Source organism: Brevibacterium sediminis (genome assembly GCF_024895295.1).
Taxonomy (GTDB): domain Bacteria; phylum Actinomycetota; class Actinomycetes; order Actinomycetales; family Brevibacteriaceae; genus Brevibacterium; species Brevibacterium sediminis.
In genome coordinates, this window is the sequence record NZ_JAHQRN010000006.1 from 1 (window position 1) to 16,897 (window position 16,897).

The following is a 16,897-nucleotide window of genomic DNA, read 5'->3' on the forward strand; positions in this document are numbered from 1 at the left end:
GCTTGACAGACATAGAAGGATCGGCTCAGCAACCTGGCGCCAGGTTGCTCAGCCGCCGTCGGGTGCCTTGGAGAGCGAATTTCATCCTTTTGTGGGAGATACATCGACTCGGAGACCCGCTACTGTTGAGTGGTCCCGTCACCGTTACGACGCCCGTTGAAGGTTCGTCGGACGTGATGACGGTCCAGTCAGCCCAGCCCATCAACTGGAACGGTGATCAGAAACTTGCAGGAACCCGCCCGTCGCTCCCTGCTGCTGACAGCATTGAGCTATCCGCTCGTCGTTGCGGGAATCATCCTGCTGATCCTCGCGGACGAGGTCCCGGGTGCAGCCCTGCTGGGCTCCGGTGTCTTCCTCATCGGCATCAACGAGCTGTGCCTGTACATTGCCAGGTCGTCCGCCCCCTCCCGAACTACCTGACGGCGGCTCAGCAACCTGGCGCCAAGTTGCTGAGCCGCCGTCACGTAGTAATTAGGGGTGGTCTAGGAGGCGGTCGAGTTTGTTGTAGCCCTCGACGATGCCGTGCTCCATACCCGAGGCGACCATGCCGTCGCGGGATTCGAGCGAGTCGAAGATTGAGGTCGACATCAGCCGTGTCCGCCCGTCGTCGAGGTCAGTGAGCGTGAGGATCTCGAGGTTGACCGCGTCCGGGAATCCCTCAAAGGTGAAGGTCTGGACGATGCGCTCGTTCTCCCTCACCTCGTGGAACGAGCCGAAGAACGCGTACTCGCCGCGATCGTCGTTCGAAACATAGCTCCAGTTCCCGCCGGTCGTCGCATTCCATTCCCGGATCGTGTTCGTGATCGAGTCCGGTCCGCACCACTTGACGAACAGTTCGGGGTCGATATGGGCCCGGAACACCTTGTCCGGTGAGGCGGCGAAATCGCGGGTGATCGAGACGGTCTGCACCCCCTCGGGGACGTCGAGCTTGAGAGTCGAATAGTCGGCTGCGGTGTCTGTGGTGGTCATGTCATGCTCCTTTGCGTGATCTTCTGTGGGGTGATGTGTCCTCGGATCCCTCCGCCGAGGCGGCGCTGGAGTCCGAGTCGTTCGCTTCCTCGTCCGCGTTCATCGCTTCGAGGACCCCGTCGAGGCGTTGGTAACGTTCCTCTGCCTGCTGCTTGTATCTTTCGATCCATTTCGTCATCAGATCGAACACATTGTCTTCGAGGTGGACTGGTCTGCGCTGGGCGTCACGGGTGCGGGAGACCAGTCCGGAGTCCTCGAGCACCTTGAGATGTTTCGATACGGCCTGCAGGCTGACGTCATAGGGTTCGGCGAGTTCGTTCACCGTCGAGTCCGCGACGCTGAGTCTGGCCACCATGTCCCGTCTCGTCGGGTCGGCCAGAGCGGCGAAGACCTTGGACAGCTGATCGGCCACTTGAGCCTCCTGTGGATCTGAATCGAAACAATCATTCAACCAATGGGTTGATAAAAGGGTATGTCTGCCAATTCTCGTAAGTCAACCATTTAGTTGAATAAAGTATTCGTTGGAGCGTATCTCGTCCTCCACCTGCAGTGACGTGCGCAGGGTCGGGGCCGCCTCGGCGAGAGGCGACGGATTTCGCACCGATGAATTCCGGTAGAAACCGAATCGGATCGCGCAGTCTGTCGTATGGTCTCAGTAGCGGCGAGCAGCGAGCGCACCTGACCGGTGCGCGACGGGCTCCGCCGACAGGCAAGTAAGACGATGAAGTCTGGAGATGAACATGCCCACACTGCGACAGCAGCTGTTCCGGATCAAACCGGTTCCGCGGCAGAAGGAAGACGTCGAGACCGATCTCAAACGCACGATCGGGCTGTTCTCGCTGACGATGGTCGGCGTCGGCTCAACCATCGGCACCGGCATCTTCTTCATCCTCTCCGAGTCCGTTCCGGTGGCGGGACCCGCCGTGATCTGGTCATTCGTCATCGCCGGCGCCGTCGCCGGCCTCGCGGTCATCTGCTACGCCGAGCTCGCCGGATCCGTCCCCGTCTCCGGTTCCTCCTACTCCTATGCGTACGCGACCCTCGGCGAACTGCCGGCGATGGGGGTGGCCGCGTGTCTACTCCTCGAATACGGAGTCGCCGGTGCGGCCGTCGCGGTCGGCTGGTCGCAGTACGTCAACCAGCTGCTGTTCAATCTTTTCGGATTCCAGATCCCGCACGCCCTGGCCTACGCGCCGGAAGAAGGCGGCATCGTCAACCTGCCTGCCATCCTGCTGCTAGCGATGTGCTGCTTCCTCCTGGTGCGCGGCACCGGCGAATCCATCGTCGTCAATGCGATCATGGTCTGCCTCAAGATCGGCGTGCTCATCTTCTTCATCTGCGTCGGCGTCACCGGCTGGGACTCGAATAACTTCGCCGACTTCGCTCCGTTCGGCATCTCCGGAGTCGTCGCCGGCTCGGGTCTGATCTTCTTCAGCTACGTCGGCATGGACGCTGTCGCCACGGCCGGCGATGAGACGAAGAACCCGAAGAAGACGATGCCCCGAGCTCTCATCGCTGCCCTCATCATCGTCACCTCCGTCTACGTCCTCGTCGCCGTCGCCGCCCTGTCCGCCCAGCCGTGGGAGAAATTCGACGGACAGACCGCAGGCCTGTCGGCCATCCTCGAGAACATCGTCGGCTCGCAGTGGCCCGGCACGGTCGTGGCCGCCGGCGCGGTGATCTCGATCTTCTCCGTCACCCTGGTCTCCATCTACGGCCAGTCCCGGATCCTCTTCACGATGGCCGGCGACGGAATGATGCCCAAGCTCTTCCGTGAGGTCAATCCCCGCACACTCACCCCGGTCAAAGGCACGATCGTCGTCTCCGCCGTCATCGCGGTCCTCGCCGGCTTCATCCCGTTGAACTTCCTCGCCGAGATGACCTCGATCGGCACCCTCGTCGCCTTCGTCGTCGTCTCCCTGGCCGTGATCATCCTGCGCGTGCGCGAACCGAACCTCGAACGCGGCTTCAAGGTCCCGTTCTATCCCGTCCTGCCGGTGCTCTCGATCATCGGCTGCTTCTGGATCATCTCGAGCCTGCAGGTCATCACTATCGTCGTCTTCATCATCTGGACCGCCTTTATCCTGGGCCTGTACTTCATCTTCGGCCGCAAGTCCTCCGTCCTCGGCAAGCAGCTCGCCGAGGCGGGACCCACCAATCTCGAAGCCCCCGGACCGGACTCCACAGGAGGAGCCAAATGAGCATCGTCGTCGGTCTTGCCCCAGGTCAGGACAACCGCGCAGCCGTCGAGCTGGGCATCGTCCTCGCCCGCACCTATCGACGCCGGATCGTCGCAACCGCCGTGGACTCCGCTGCGTTCCCGATGGCGCCCGTGCACTTCGAGAGCCAGTACGAGAACAGGTTCCGCACCGTCGCCGAGGCGGCCCTCGACGAGGCGCGTGCGCTCATTCCCAGCGATATCGAGTCCGAATGTGTCCTCCACTCCGCGCGGTCGTCTCGGCGCGGTCTGCTCGAGATGTGCGAGAAGACCGACGCCTATCGCCTCGTCGTCGGACCATCGTCGGAAGGGAAGCCGGGCAAGATCGCGCTCGGGTCGGTGTCGAACGGTCTGCTGCACAGCGCCAGGCTGCCGGTGGCCCTGGCCCCGGCCGGATTCGAAGCGCCTGCAGGGGCGCGGCTGGAGCGGATCACGGCCGCGTATTCGGGCTCGTCCACCTCGGCGGATCTCATTCTTGGTGCTGCGATGGTCTCGGCGGAGTCGGACGTGCCGTTCCGCATCGCCTCGTTCGCCCCGCGTTCACGTGTGGTCGCCTCGGCGAACGTGCCCTTCGACATGGAGTCGCGCGTCATCGACGAATGGACGAAGACCGTCCAGCGCGACACGGACAAGATCCTGTGCTCGATCGAGCAGCTGCACATCAAACCAGGTGAGACGGACGTCGTCGTGGGAACCGGCGCCGATTGGGCCGCGGCGCTCGGCGCTGTCGAGTGGAAGCATCCGGAAGTGATGATGCTCGGATCCTCCGGGCTGGGTGCGCTCAAGCGGGTCTCGCTCGGCAGCCACGCGATGCGGATCCTGCAGAACTCTCCGGTGCCGACCGTCGTCGTGCCCCGTCGGGCGAAGGCCGATTACATCCGCCAGCAGACCGTGTGACGGTCGGTCCGGGTGGGCGCTTCGACGCCGCGGGTGTCCAATGCTTGAACAGTTCCAAATTAGCGCAGGCAGTCTCGCTAGCCTGGCGACAGGTCACAACGACGTGGCCGAGAGCTAGTAGAGAGGAACCGCATGGAACTGCTGCGACTGGGACCGATCGGACACGAGATTCCGGCTGTCCGCCACGACGGAGTCTGCTTCGACCTCCGCCCGCTGACCGATGACATCGACCCGGACTTCTTCGCCGCCGACGGTATCGGACGCGTCCGAAGCGCGCTTGACGCTGGGGAACTCAAGCCGCTCGATGGTGCTGATGAAATGCGCATCGGCGCGCCGCTGACCAGACCTTCTGCCATCGTGTGCGTGGGCATGAACTATGCAGCGCATGCTCGTGAGTCCGGAGCCGAACCTCCCGAGCGACCCGTCATCTTCTTCAAGATGCCCTCGACCATCGCCGGGCCCAACGACCCGATCGAACTGCCGCCGTATGCGGCGAAGGCCGATTGGGAGGTCGAACTCGGAGTGGTCATCGGATCACGGACCTTCAGGGTCGCCTCGGCGGAGGAAGGACTCGATCACGTCGCCGGGTACGTGCTCGGCAACGATCTGTCCGAGCGCCGACTGCAGATCGAGGAGTCCGGGGGCCAGTGGTCGAAAGGGAAGAATCTGCCCGGGTTCACCCCGCTCGGGCCGTGGATCCGCCCCGCCGCCGAGGTGGACCCCGGCAACCTGCGCCTGCGCAGCTGGGTCAACGGCGAAGCCAGGCAGGATTCGTCGACGAGTGACCTCATCTTCTCCGTCGGCGAGATCATCTTCCAGCTCAGCCAGGCGATGGCCTTCGAACCGGGCGACGTCATCCTCACCGGCACACCGCAGGGCGTCGCGCTGTCGGGGCAGTACCCGTACCTGGTCGACGGCGACGTCGTCGAAATCGAGCTCGAGTGCCTCGGCCGACACCGACAGGTCGTGACCGTCACGGAGTGAATGCGCGAAGCGGCGCACCGATGACTGGTGCGCCGCTTGTGTTTGCGGATCGGCGTCTCAACGATGACGCCGGATCAGGTGAGGGCTGAGATCAGCGGTTCTCGTCGAAGCCGCCCTGCTCGCCACCGAAGCCACCCTGGGCCTGATCCCGGCCGCCGAATCCAGCCTGCTCCTGCTGACCCGACTGACCCTGCTGACCGCCCTGTTCGCGGTCGTTGGCTCCGCCGAAGCCGCCGGACTGCTGTCCTTCCTGCTCTTGCTGACCGCGGTCGTCTCCGCCGAACCCGCCGTCGTTCTGACCGCCCTGAGCCTGCTGGCCGCGATCATCGCCGCCGGGTCCGTCCTGTTCCTGACCGCTGGGCTGGCCACCCTGCTCACGGTCATCTCCACCGAATCCGCCGGACTGTTCCTGGCCGCCGCTGAAGCCGCCCTGCTCTTGCTGAACGCGGTCGTCGCCCCCGAAGCCGCCCTGTTCCTGGCCGCCGCTGAAGCCGCCCTGGGCCTGCTGATTTTGGCCGCCGAAGCCACCCTGCTCCTGCTGACCCGACTGGCCTTGCTGGCCACCCTGGTCGCCGAAGCCGCGCTGCTGTCCCTCGGGACCGCTCTGCTGCTCATTGCCGAAGTCGTTCTGACCGCTGTCGTTGTTGCCTGCGAAATCGTTCGATTCCATGTCCAACTCCTCATTCGGTGACGAATCATCGCTGTCTGCGACTCGATTGCCAGTCTTCGGTACCCAGAGCCTGGGTGACAATAGAGTTCAAGGAATGTTGCACGAAGTTCACTCAAGCCGCAGCTGATGTTCAGCCAAGGCAGCTTTTCAATGCGACTTTGCTGTCAGCGGCATTTCGTCACCGTCCAGCACCGATTGTGGAGAGAAGATGGACGTGGTCGTGACCATGGTGGTCGGACCGCCGGCCGAGCAGACCGGCCGAACGAGTGCGGGAGGCACAATGAGTACACCCGATTCCGACACACGACGGGTGACGAAAGGTCGCGTCACGGTCTGGGCGGTTCTCTGTCTCATTCCGGTGATCGCCGCCTTCGTCCTCCAATGGCTGCCGATTCTCAACGGCCCACATCTGTTTCTCGGGCTGCCGACCATCTTGTGGTGGACCTGTGTGCCCGGCAGCCTCCTCGTCACCGGCATCCTCCTGATCATCGAGAAGACCCGCCCCGATCTCGAACGGCAGGGCCACCTCGACGACCTTGCCCTCGAAGAAGCCGAGAGGCTCGAATCGGCCAAAGTCGGAGACCGACCGGAAGTGCAGGCACACCCCGACAACGGTCGGGAGGGCTGAGATGAGCACTATCGAGATCGTCACCCTCGGCGGAATCGTCCTCGTCGCGATCCTCGGTTTCATCGGACGCAAGAAGCCCAATGCCGACCTCTCCGAGTGGACCGTCGGCGGCCGACGCTTCGGCGTGGCCACGACCTGGCTGCTTCAGGCCGGCGAAACCTTCACCACCTTCACCTTCCTCGGTACTGCCGGGCTCGTGGTCTCTGGAGGCGCCGCCGCCTTCTACTCGATGCCCTACGTACCCCTCGGCTACCTGGTCCTCTACTTCATCGGCCCGAAGATCTGGCGCATGGCCAAAGCACGCGGACACCTGACACAGGCTGACTTCCTCGAACACAGCTACTCCTCGCGCACCCTCGGAGTCATCGCAGGCATCTGCGGAGTCATCTTCCTGCTGCCCTACCTGCAGCTGCAGATCACCGGACTCGGCCTCATCGTCCAACTCGTCACCGGCAACCGAACGACGGGCGTGTGGTCAATGGTCATCGCCTTCATCCTCGTCGTCGCCTTCGTCCTGTGGTCGGGCCTGCGAGGCGTGGCCACGACCGCATACTTCAAAGACGCGCTCATGCTCGTCATGCTCTTCGTCGTATGCATCTCGATCCCCATACATTTCACCGGCGGATTCACGAACGTCTTCGACACCGTCGCTGCCACCATGCCCGACCTCCTGAGCGTCCACGGCACAGAGGAATACGGCATCCCCTGGTACATCTCGAACATGGCGATCAGCGCCATCGGCGTGGCCTTCGTGACTCTTCCGCACATGTGGCCGCCGATCCTCGCCGCCCGCAGCTCCGCGGTGCTGCGCCAGAACTACCTGTGGCTGCCGATCTACAACACCTTCATCGTCCTGCCGCTCATCGTCGGCTACGTGGCCGTCGTCATCCTCGGTCGGAACACCGATGCCGACTCGGCTCTGCTCCACCTGTCCGGACAGATGTTCCCCGATTGGGTGATCGGAGTCCTCGCCGTCGCCGGAATCACCACGGCGATGGTGCCCTCGGCCGCGCTGCTCATCGGCATCTCGACCCTGGCTTCACGCAATGTCTTCCGGATCAGATCCGAACGGCATCAGTTCACTGCGACTCAGATCATCGTCGTCGTCGCCACTGCCCTGTCGCTGCTGCTGGCCATCGTCATGCCCGACCTGTTGGCGAACCTCCTGCTGCTGACTTTCTCCGGCCTCGACCAGCTCGCTCCGGCGATCGCCGCGGCTCTCTTCTTCCGCGGTCGTCTCAGTGTTCGCTCGATCATCGCCGGTCTTGCTGCGGGACTGATCGTCGTCATCGCCTACACGTTCTGGCTGCCGTTGCCGTGGGCGATCAGCGAAGGCATCATCGGCCTCGGCGTCAACATCCTCGTCGTTGCGGTCTGCGAAGCCGTGCGTGCCGGGGTCGGTCGGTCGCAGGCTGAGACTTCGACCGAATCCATCGGTCAACGCGCGTAGGTCACGCTGCGGAACAGCTGAGCACCGCCTCGGGGAGGTGGACCGTCCGACCGCCCGGGCGGCGGATATCCGCGCCGATCGCCCCGACACCTGGCACCATGGGAGAACCGAACCACGCACAACTAGGAGCATCGTCATGAGCACGCACCGACTTCCCCTTTCCGGTGTGCGAGTCCTCGAACTCGGAAACTACATCGCCGCACCCACCGCCGGGCGGATGCTTGCGGACTTCGGCGCCGAGGTGATCAAGGTCGAACGCCCCGGCACCGGCGATGAGCTGCGCAATTGGCGGCTCAAGGCCGGCGACACCTCGATGCTCTACCGCACGATCAACCGCAACAAGAAGTCGGTCGTGCTCGACCTGCGCAGCGACGAGGGACGCGAAGCTGTGCTCGAACTCGTCCGCCGCAGCGACATCCTGCTCGAGAACTTCCGCCCCGGCACCCTCGAGAAATGGGGACTCGGCCCCGACGTGCTCGAAGAGGCGAACCCCGACCTTGTGTTCGTGCGCATCTCAGCGTTCGGCCAGACCGGACCGATGTCGTCCCGGCCTGGATTCGCCGCCGTCGCCGAAGGATATTCCGGCTTCCGCGAACTCGTCGGCGACCCCGACCGCCCGCCGGTGCGCGTGGGCATCTCGATCGGCGACTCGATCGCCGGAATGCAGGCGGCGTTCGGTGCCGTGATGATGCTCTTCGACCGACAGCGGCAGAAGATCGCCGGAGCCGCCGAGGCGGTCGTCGGATCCGCGCACAGCTTCGAAGGCAAGGGTCCGCTGTCGGAGCGGACCGTCGACGTCGCGCTCAACGAGGCGATGTTCTCCGTGATGGAATCCCTCGTCCCCGACTACTCCGCATTCGGCGAGGTCCGCACCCGCACCGGCGGTCGGATGGAGGGCATCGCGCCCTCGAACGGCTACATGTGCGCCGGCGGGAAATCCGTGGTCATCGCCGGTAATGGGGATGGAATCTTCCCGCGGCTGATGACGGCGATCGACCGTCCCGACCTCGCTGAGGATGCCGACCTGCAGACGAATGCCGGCCGTTGGCAGCGGCGCGACGAACTCGACGAAGCCATCGGGGCGTGGTGCGCGCAGCGTTCAGTCGAGGACGTCGTCGAGACTCTGGAGGAAGTGGGCGTTCCGGCGGGACCCATCTACACGGCCGAAGATCTCGTCGCCGATGAGCAGCTCGCCGCTCGCGGGATGATTCAGAACCTCGACGTCTCCACCGGCGAAGAAGTCCTCGAAGACGTCGCCTTCCCCGGCATCACCCCGGTCATCGGCGGCGAATCGATCGCGATCGACCACCTCGGTCCTGATCTGGGCGAGCACACCGACGAAGTGCTGTCATGGCTGGGACTGGCACCGGAGCAGAATGCAGCCCCGGAGCCAGACCAGGACGGCGCTGAGGACTGAACGCCGAGACCTCTTCCGACGGTGACCGCCCAGGTCTATTCTTATGCCATGGGCGAGCTGAGGTACTCGATCAACGTCACCGTCGACGGCTGCTGCGACCATCGCGTCGGAGTCATCAGCGACGATTTCCACCTTCACCATGCGAACAATCTCAAGCGTGCCGACGGGCTGATCTTCGGCCGCGTCACCTACCAGATGATGGAAGACGCGTGGCGCCGGCCCGAGGGTGACACGACCCCGGAGGAAGACCTTGATCCGTTCGTCGCGGCCATCGACCCGGCTCGCAAGTTTGTCGTCTCCAGCACCCTGGACAGCGTCGACTGGAACTCCGAACTCATCCGCGGCGATCTCGGCACCGCTGTCCGCGAGCTCAAGGAGCAATCGGTGACGGGACTCGCTACAGGGGGAGTGACGCTGCCGCTGGCTCTGGCCGAACTCGGTCTCATCGACGAGTTCGAATTCGTCGTCCACCCCTGCATCGCCGGGCACGGACCCTACCTCTTCGCAGGACTGAACGACGTTGTCGACCTGGAACTCGTCGACCGCAGCGAACTCGAAGCAGGCCACGCGATTCAGACATACCGGCCGAAGAAGCAGGCTTCCCGATAGACGGGACTGAACACAGGCAATTCTCCCCGACCTCTCATATGCCGAACAAAGCCTGTTCCCTGGACTGAGCGCGTTATATAACGAGAGTGGAGTCGCGCATGGTCGCGCGGCGACGAATCGTTTCCCGTTCACCGGGAGCCTGCGTGAAGGAGTCCCATGGTCCGGCCCACTTCCGTCGATATCCTCGACACCACTCTGCGCGACGGGCTGCAGATCGAAGAAGCCATCGTGCCCACCGATGTCAAGGTCGCCCTGGCCGAGAAGCTCATCGGCTCGGGACTCAAGCACATCGAGGTCGGCTCCTTCGTCAATCCGAAGAAGGTCCCGCAGATGGCCGACACCGACGAACTGCTGCGCCGTCTGGCACCGCACGAAGCCGACGGGGTCGAGTTCTTCACCCTCGTCTTCAACCTCAAGGGCGCCCAGCGGGCCGTCTATGCCGGGGCGAAGAACATCAAACTCGTGCTCTCGGCCTCCGAAGGACACTCGAAAGCGAATTCCGATGCCTCCATCGCCGAGGCCTCCGACCGCCTCATGGACGCCGCCGTCTTCGCCCGTGACCAGGGACTGCGCTTCGACATCACGACCGCCGTGAGCTTCATCTGCCCCTTCGACGGGATCACCGAGGCTGACCACCTCGTCGAGGTCCTCCGTCCCTTCGTCGACGCCGGAGCCCACGGCGTCGGGGTGGCCGACACCATCGGCAACGCCAACCCATCGCTGGTCCGCCGCAACACCTCGGCGGTTCTCGACGCGTTCCCCGGCAAACCGGTCAACCTCCACCTCCACGACACCTACAACTTCGGCATGGCCAACGTCATCGCCGCCCTCGAGCTGGGGATCGCGAACTTCGACGCGGCCATGGGCGGACTCGGCGGCTGCCCCTTCGCCCCGGGCGCCGCCGGCAACATCGGCACCGACGACCTCGTCCACCTCCTCCACCGCGAGGGCGTGGCCACCGGCGTCGACGTCGAGGCGCTCACCGAGGTGCGCGACCCCCTCATCGCCGCCGTCGGACACGACCTGACCTCGAGCCTGTCGGACATCCCCGCGACCCCCGCGGTCTTCGACGACCGGTTCGCGGCCGCCTCGGCGAAGGTCTGAAATGACTTCCCACATGACCGCCGAACAGACCCAGGCAACGACCCCCGAACCGCTGCCGCTCGAAGGCATCCGCGTCATCGAGTTCTCCCACATGGTCATGGGTCCCAGCTGCGGGATGATCCTCGCCGACCTCGGCGCCGAGGTCATCAAGATCGAACCCCGCGGAGCCGGCGACAAGACCCGCTACCTGCCCGGGTCCGGATCCGGGCTGTTCCCCGCGTTCAACCGCAATAAGCACAGCGTCCAACTCGATATCGCCGAGGCGGCCGACCGTGACCGTGTCCTCGACCTCATCGATTCCGCCGACGTCCTGCTCGAGAACTTCCGCGTCGGGAAGATGGAATCGATCGGCTTCGGATACGAGGAGCTCTCGGCCCGCAACCCCGGACTCATCTACTGCTCACTCAAGGGATTCCTCTCCGGGCCCTACGGGAACCGCGCCGCCCTCGACGAGGTCGTCCAGATGCTCGGGGGATTGGCGTATATGACCGGCCCGCCCGGCCAGCCGCTGCGCGCCGGAGCCAGCGTCAACGACATCATGGGCGGAATGTTCGGAGTCATCGGCATCCAGTCCGCACTGCGGGTGCGCGAAAGCACGGGCCGCGGAAAACTCATCAACTCCGCACTGTTCGAGAACAACGCCTTCCTCGTCGGAACGCACATGGCACAATCCCAGATCAGCGGCGAACCGCCCCGCCCGATGCCGACCCGGCAAGCAACCTGGGCCGTCTATGACATCTTCCGCGATGCCGATGACAACCAGGTCTTCGTCGCCGCCGTCTCCGACGGGCAGTGGCGCGACCTCTGCGATGAATTCGGACTGACGGGGCTGGCCGCCGACCCGGACATGCTGACCAACCAGGGCCGAGTCGACCAGCGCGACCGCATTCATCGCGAGCTCCAGCAGGCACTGTCACAGCTGAGCCTGGCCGAGATCGAAGACAAGTGCACCCGGCGCGGCCTGCCCGTCGCTCCGGTCAACACCCCGGCCGACCTCACCGACGACCCGCACCTTGTGGCCTCCGGAGCGCTCGCCCACACCGGGCTGCCGACAGGTGCAAGCGTGGATGTGCCGCTGCTGCCGCTGACCTTCGACGGGAACCGGCTCGGGCTGCGCAGCGATGTGCCCGAACCCGGCCGCCACAACAGCCATTACCGGGACGGCCCCGCAGTGCCGACGGGCCCACCCATCGACGGACCTCAGCCCGACGAGAACCGCCTGGACTGACAATTCAGCCAGCGGCACCACCAAGCACACCACCAAATATCGAGAACCGAACACACAAGGGGACAGCTCATGCGATCAACGACGATCACACGCACACGGACGGCCGCCTCGGCGAAGGAAGAGTCGACGAGTACCCGCAAGCGCGCGGCGAAGATCGGGGCCGTGCTCGCTTCGGTCGCCCTCGTCGCCGCTGCCTGTGGGAACAAGGCGCAGCCCCCGGGCGAGGGCGGGGACTATCCGAAGGGACCGGTCTCGGTCACCGCTCCGGCTGAACCCGGATCCGGCTGGGACACCACGGCACGGGCGCTGGTCGAGGCGCTGCAGAAGGAGGACATCGTCTCCACGCCGCTGCCCGTGCAGAACAAGCCCGGCGGCACCGGCTGCTCGTGGCTGACGTCGATGATGCAGCAGGAGAAGGGCAAGGACGATCAGATCGCCATCACCTCCCTGGCCAGCCAGACGATGAAGGCGCGCAACCTCTGCGAATTCGGTCCCGAAGACACGACGCTCATCGCCACCCTCTACGTCGAGGACTTCATGGTCGTGACGCCGAAGGACGGGGATTTCAAGGACCTCGACGCCCTGGTCAAGGCGCTGAAGGACGACCCGCAGAAGGTCACCGTCGCGGCCGCCGGAGACGACACTCTGCCGTTCGCCCTGTTCGCGAAGGAAGCCGGCGTCGACCCGGCTGACATCAATTTCGTCAACTACGACGGCGGCGGCGAGCAGACGACCGCCATGCTCAACGGGGACGCGAAGGTCGCCATCGCCGGCATGAGCGAATTCCGCTCCGTCATCGAAGCCGGCGACATCGAACCCCTCGTCACCTTCGCCCAGGAACCGCTGGCAGCGCCCTTCGACACGGTGCCCACCGCGAAGGACTCCGGCTACGACGTGACCTTGGGCAACTGGCGCGGAGTCTACGGACCCGCCGAGATGCCGCAGGAAGCCGTGGACTTCTGGGCCAAGGCGCTCGAAGACGTGAGCAAGTCCGACGCCTGGCAGGAGACGCTGAAGAACAACCAGTGGGCCACCGAGTTCCACACCGGCGACGACGCCCAGGCCTACGTCGATGACGCGGCGAAGACGGTCGCCGAAGGCGTCAAGGAGACCGACCTGGGCAACAGCAAATGACCGCTTTCCGCACCGACCTCATCACCGGCGGCGCCATCGCCGTCATCGGCGCGGTGTACTACATCGCGACGTTCTCCATCCAGGAGACCGCGAACATCGTCACCCCGCGCACCTTCCCCGCCATCGTGGGGATCGGTCTCATCGTGCTCGGCCTCTTCCTCGCCGGCCAAGCCGTTGTCCGGCACCGGAAGGACACCCCCGCCGAGGCGGCTCCCGGGTCCGCGGGATCAGCGCACTCGACCGCGGCGGCGGACGGGGACGGTGCGGCCGCCTCGGCGGGGGAATCATCCGTTGAAACCGCCGACCGATCCTCCGGTCAGGAGGGGGTCGGCGGGATCGTCCTCGAAGCCTCGCCGGAGCCGCAGGTGCGCAAGGTCGTGTTCCAGTTCGCGCTCTTCTTCGTCTATCTGGCGATCCTCATCCCAGTCGGATTCCTGCTGTCGACGGCGGCGTTCCTGATGGGGCTGACGAGCATCTACGCGCCTGAGAAGTGGATTCGCAACCTCATCTTCTCCGTCCTCTTCGCGGTCGTGGTCTACACGGCGTTCGTCTACGGACTCGCCGTGTACCTGCCGGTCGGGATCCTGGGTTAGGGGGCGGGCATGGACACTCTCATCGATCTGGGAGGCGGCTTCGCCTCGGCACTCGAGCCGGTCAGCCTCGCCTTCGCCCTCCTCGGCGTGCTGCTGGGCACCGTCGTCGGAGTGCTGCCGGGAATCGGACCCATCTCTGCGATCGCGATCCTCATCCCGGTCTCCTTCGGGATGGAGCCGGTGCACGGTCTCATCCTGCTGTGCGGAATCTACTACGGTTCGATGTACGGCGGCTCGATCACCGCTACGCTCATCAAAACCCCTGGTGAGGTCGCCAGCGCGGTGACCGCGATCGAGGGCTACGAAATGGCCCGCCGAGGTCGGGGCAAGGCCGCCCTGGCGACCGCGGCGATCGGATCGTTCCTCGCCGGCACCCTGGCGATCATCGGACTGACGTTCCTCTCACCCGTCCTCGTCAGACTCGCGAACGTCTTCGGCGCCACCGAATACTTCCTGCTCATGGCCACGGCCCTGCTGCTCGCGTCGACGATGTCGGCGGGTTCGCGGGCCAAGGCGCTCATCTCGATCTTCATCGGCCTGGCCGTCGGCCTCATCGGACTCGACTTCCAGACCGGACTGCCCCGGCAGACCTTCGGCATGGATCTGCTCTCCGACGGGATCGACTTCACGATCTTCGCGATGGCGCTCTTCGCCATCCCCGAGGCGATCCGCAACCTCGCGCTCGGACGTGGGGCCAAGGATGAGATCCAGAGCTTCGGAAACGACAAATGGATGACGAAGGAAGACTGGCAGCGGTCGGCCGGCCCGTGGGCCCGCGGTTCCGTGGTCGGCTTCATCATCGGCATCCTGCCAGGAGTCGGTCCGTCGCTGGCCTCGTTCATGTCCTACATCATGGAGAAGCGGATCTCGAAGCGGAAGGACGAGTTCGGTCACGGCGCCATCGAGGGCGTGGCCGGTCCCGAAGCGGCGAACAATGCCGGTGTCGGTGGTGCGATGATTCCGCTGTTCAGCCTCGGCATCCCGGGTTCGGCGACGACGGCGCTGCTGCTCTTCGTGTTCACGATGTACGGCCTGCAGCCAGGACCGCTGATCTTCCGGGACGAGACCGGTCTGATCTGGACGATCATCGCCAGCATGTACATCGGCAATATAGCGCTCATCATCCTCAACCTGCCGCTGGTCGGGGTCTTCGTGAAGCTGTTGAAGATGCCCAAGGAGATCCTCTTCTCGTCCATCCTCGTGCTTGTGGTCATCGGCGCCTACGCCATCGAATTCAGCCTGTTCGGGCTGATGATGCTCGGCATCTTCGGCGTCATCGGCTATCTCATGGAGAAGGGCGGCATCCCCTTGGCCCCGGCGATCCTGGCGCTCGTGCTCGTGCCGCTGCTCGAGGACAACTTCCGGCGCATGCTGCAGATCTCCGGTGGATCGTTCGCACCCCTGGTCACCAGGCCGGTGTCGCTGTCGATCATCATCCTCATGGTGGCAGGCATCATCGGACCCATCATCTTCCGGTGGTGGGTGTCCCGGCGGAAGCTGCTCGCCGATGTGACGGTGTCGTGAGGAGTGGGAATGAAGAGTTCTGAACAGGTGCCGGCGGAGATCGGAGTCATCGACCGCAGTGCGGCCATCCTCGAAGTCCTACAGGACTCGCCGATGACGGCTGCGGAGGTGTGCCGCCGCCTCGGCTATTCGAAGTCGACGACGTATCGGCTGCTGACCGACCTGCGGGCGCACAAGTTCATCGTCCGTGACTCCTCGGGGCTGCTGCGGTTGGGGCCCTTCCCGGGCAGGCGCAATATCGCCACGACGAACTCGGTGCTCGACCATCTGCGGACGATGACCGGGGAATCCGTGCAGCTGTGGGTCCGCGTCGGTGAGGACCGTGTGTGCGTGCGCAACGTCGAAGCCGATCATGAGCTGCGCGTCTCGCGCGGAGTCGGTGCGGTGCTCCCGCTCGTCGACGGCGGCTCGGCTGCCCTGGCGCTGTGCGGGCCGGGAAATCCGGCGGAGTTCTACGCGACCAAGCAGGCACGGGTGGCCGGGACCGCCTCGGCGAGTGTGGCCTTCACCGTCGGTGCGATCGTGTTCGCGCTCTGTGTGTCCTACCCGCTGACGCGGGAACCGGACAACGTCGCCGGCGCCTATCGCAGCCTGCTCAGCCGGGCTGCCGTCGAGCTGCGGGCGTTGCTCGACGGCAGCGAGGAACTCGAGGTGCTGCGCGATATCGCCCGGTTGGCGCTGGGTGCGCGGAAGCAGGCGGGGGAGTAGGGAGGGAATGGGGAGGACTATTCCGCCGTTGGCTCAGTCAGCGGATGAAGGTCACTCTGCCGGAGGCTGGCCGAGGTAGAAGCCGGTGGTGCGTTCTGCGGCGGCGCGCGCCTGATCGACCGGGGTTCCTGCCGCCGCCGAGGCCTCGCCCCAGCGGGCGCTGGAGGTGCGGACGAATTCCTGGGCCGACGCCGAGGCGACCCATTCATTCTCGTCTTCGGGGCGTCCCGTACCGGCCACGAGATGGTTGGCGAGACCGAGGAGGGAGATGTCCCACCCGACACCGGTGGCGCCGGGTCCGAACTGCACCCAGAAGTCGGCGTTCGCCTCACCTGTGTGCGAGTGCTCGAGGGTCAGGCGTGCGCCGCCGTCTGCCTCGGCGAAGCGGACGGTGACATGGCTGACTCCTCCCGCGAATTCCCAGGTCAGCGAATAGAAGTGGGGCGGTTCGCAGCTCTCGATCGTGCCGGAGGCATTGCCTTCGATCTGGTAGCGACCGCCGAGTTCGAGGTCGCCGCTGACGGGGGCGAACCAGCGCTCGAGCCGAACCGGATCGGTGCAGGCTTCCCAGAGATCTGCGACGGTGGTCGGGTAGGTCTGGCTCAACGTCTGGACCGTGTGCTGGGTGTCGCCCTCGACGGTGATGTTGAGCCCGCGGTCGACGGCGTCGGCCTGCGCGGCGAGGACCTGGTCTTCGGTGGGGCGACTGGAGTCGGGGGTGGTCATGAAAGCTCCTCGGAGGTCGTCGATGATCTGACGGCGGT

General features: G+C 65.0%; 18 protein-coding genes. 14 read left to right on the plus strand and 4 right to left on the minus strand.

What is annotated here, in order from left to right; translation table 11 throughout:
* Positions 1-213 precede the first annotated feature (213 nt).
* Positions 214-420, plus strand: a complete 207-nt coding sequence (locus KTJ89_RS14210) for a hypothetical protein (protein WP_172172848.1) — start codon at positions 214-216, stop codon at positions 418-420.
* 51 nt (positions 421-471) lie between these two features.
* On the opposite strand, the gene KTJ89_RS14215 is transcribed toward KTJ89_RS14210, so the two are convergent.
* Together KTJ89_RS14215 and KTJ89_RS14220 are read right to left on the minus strand one after the other, a co-directional pair.
* Positions 472-969, minus strand: coding sequence for an SRPBCC family protein (locus tag KTJ89_RS14215; RefSeq protein WP_259358175.1), 498 nt, complete (start codon positions 967-969; stop codon positions 472-474).
* 1 nt (position 970) lies between these two features.
* Complete coding sequence (locus KTJ89_RS14220; RefSeq protein ID WP_259358176.1) at positions 971-1,381, minus strand: ArsR/SmtB family transcription factor; 411 nt, start codon at positions 1,379-1,381, stop codon at positions 971-973.
* 328 nt (positions 1,382-1,709) lie between these two features.
* On the opposite strand from KTJ89_RS14220, the gene KTJ89_RS14225 reads away from it, so the two are divergent.
* The 3 genes from KTJ89_RS14225 to KTJ89_RS14235 all read left to right on the plus strand — a co-directional run bounded on the left by KTJ89_RS14225 (position 1,710) and on the right by KTJ89_RS14235 (position 5,068).
* Positions 1,710-3,170, plus strand: coding sequence for an APC family permease (locus KTJ89_RS14225; protein ID WP_139906575.1), 1,461 nt, complete (start codon positions 1,710-1,712; stop codon positions 3,168-3,170).
* Complete coding sequence (locus KTJ89_RS14230) at positions 3,167-4,084, plus strand: universal stress protein (protein WP_139906576.1); 918 nt, start codon at positions 3,167-3,169, stop codon at positions 4,082-4,084. Before KTJ89_RS14225 ends, KTJ89_RS14230 begins: the two co-directional genes overlap by 4 nt.
* Positions 4,085-4,216: 132 nt before the next feature.
* A complete protein-coding gene (locus KTJ89_RS14235) occupies positions 4,217-5,068 on the plus strand; it encodes a fumarylacetoacetate hydrolase family protein (RefSeq protein ID WP_259358177.1) in 852 nt (283 codons plus the stop codon).
* 91 nt (positions 5,069-5,159) lie between these two features.
* On the opposite strand, the gene KTJ89_RS14240 is transcribed toward KTJ89_RS14235, so the two are convergent.
* Positions 5,160-5,738 carry a hypothetical protein gene (locus KTJ89_RS14240; protein ID WP_259358178.1) on the minus strand — a complete coding sequence of 193 codons (579 nt, stop codon included), beginning with the start codon at positions 5,736-5,738 and terminating at the stop codon, positions 5,160-5,162.
* A gap of 280 nt (positions 5,739-6,018) precedes the next feature.
* Between KTJ89_RS14240 and KTJ89_RS14245 the strand changes: the two genes are divergently transcribed.
* From KTJ89_RS14245 to KTJ89_RS14290, 10 genes are all read left to right on the plus strand, one after another.
* A complete protein-coding gene (locus KTJ89_RS14245) occupies positions 6,019-6,366 on the plus strand; it encodes a hypothetical protein (RefSeq protein WP_259358179.1) in 348 nt (115 codons plus the stop codon).
* 1 nt (position 6,367) lies between these two features.
* Positions 6,368-7,816 carry a sodium:solute symporter family protein gene (locus KTJ89_RS14250; RefSeq protein WP_259358180.1) on the plus strand — a complete coding sequence of 483 codons (1,449 nt, stop codon included), beginning with the start codon at positions 6,368-6,370 and terminating at the stop codon, positions 7,814-7,816.
* A gap of 136 nt (positions 7,817-7,952) precedes the next feature.
* Entirely contained in the window at positions 7,953-9,233 is a 1,281-nt protein-coding gene (locus KTJ89_RS14255; RefSeq protein WP_139906580.1) for a CaiB/BaiF CoA transferase family protein, read from the plus strand.
* A 48-nt stretch (positions 9,234-9,281) separates the two neighbouring features.
* Complete coding sequence (locus tag KTJ89_RS14260) at positions 9,282-9,842, plus strand: dihydrofolate reductase family protein (RefSeq protein WP_259358181.1); 561 nt, start codon at positions 9,282-9,284, stop codon at positions 9,840-9,842.
* 156 nt (positions 9,843-9,998) lie between these two features.
* The gene (locus KTJ89_RS14265) at positions 9,999-10,946 is read left to right on the plus strand and encodes a hydroxymethylglutaryl-CoA lyase (RefSeq protein WP_259358182.1); all 948 of its coding nucleotides are present in this window, start codon (positions 9,999-10,001) and stop codon (positions 10,944-10,946) included.
* Positions 10,947-10,959: 13 nt separating this feature from the next.
* Positions 10,960-12,174 (plus strand): CaiB/BaiF CoA transferase family protein, encoded by a 1,215-nt coding sequence (locus KTJ89_RS14270; RefSeq protein WP_259358183.1) that lies wholly within the window; start codon positions 10,960-10,962, stop codon positions 12,172-12,174.
* A 69-nt stretch (positions 12,175-12,243) separates the two neighbouring features.
* The gene (locus tag KTJ89_RS14275; protein ID WP_259358184.1) at positions 12,244-13,308 is read left to right on the plus strand and encodes a tripartite tricarboxylate transporter substrate binding protein; all 1,065 of its coding nucleotides are present in this window, start codon (positions 12,244-12,246) and stop codon (positions 13,306-13,308) included.
* The gene (locus tag KTJ89_RS14280; protein ID WP_259358185.1) at positions 13,305-13,901 is read left to right on the plus strand and encodes a tripartite tricarboxylate transporter TctB family protein; all 597 of its coding nucleotides are present in this window, start codon (positions 13,305-13,307) and stop codon (positions 13,899-13,901) included. The genes KTJ89_RS14275 and KTJ89_RS14280 overlap by 4 nt, the downstream gene beginning before the upstream one ends.
* Before the next feature lie 9 nt (positions 13,902-13,910).
* Positions 13,911-15,425, plus strand: a complete 1,515-nt coding sequence (locus KTJ89_RS14285) for a tripartite tricarboxylate transporter permease (protein WP_259358186.1) — start codon at positions 13,911-13,913, stop codon at positions 15,423-15,425.
* A 9-nt stretch (positions 15,426-15,434) separates the two neighbouring features.
* Positions 15,435-16,133 (plus strand): helix-turn-helix domain-containing protein, encoded by a 699-nt coding sequence (locus tag KTJ89_RS14290; RefSeq protein ID WP_139906586.1) that lies wholly within the window; start codon positions 15,435-15,437, stop codon positions 16,131-16,133.
* A gap of 51 nt (positions 16,134-16,184) precedes the next feature.
* Here KTJ89_RS14290 and KTJ89_RS14295 read toward each other — a convergent pair whose 3' ends face one another.
* Positions 16,185-16,859 (minus strand): SRPBCC family protein, encoded by a 675-nt coding sequence (locus tag KTJ89_RS14295; RefSeq protein WP_259358187.1) that lies wholly within the window; start codon positions 16,857-16,859, stop codon positions 16,185-16,187.
* Between the last annotated feature and the right edge of the window lie 38 nt (positions 16,860-16,897).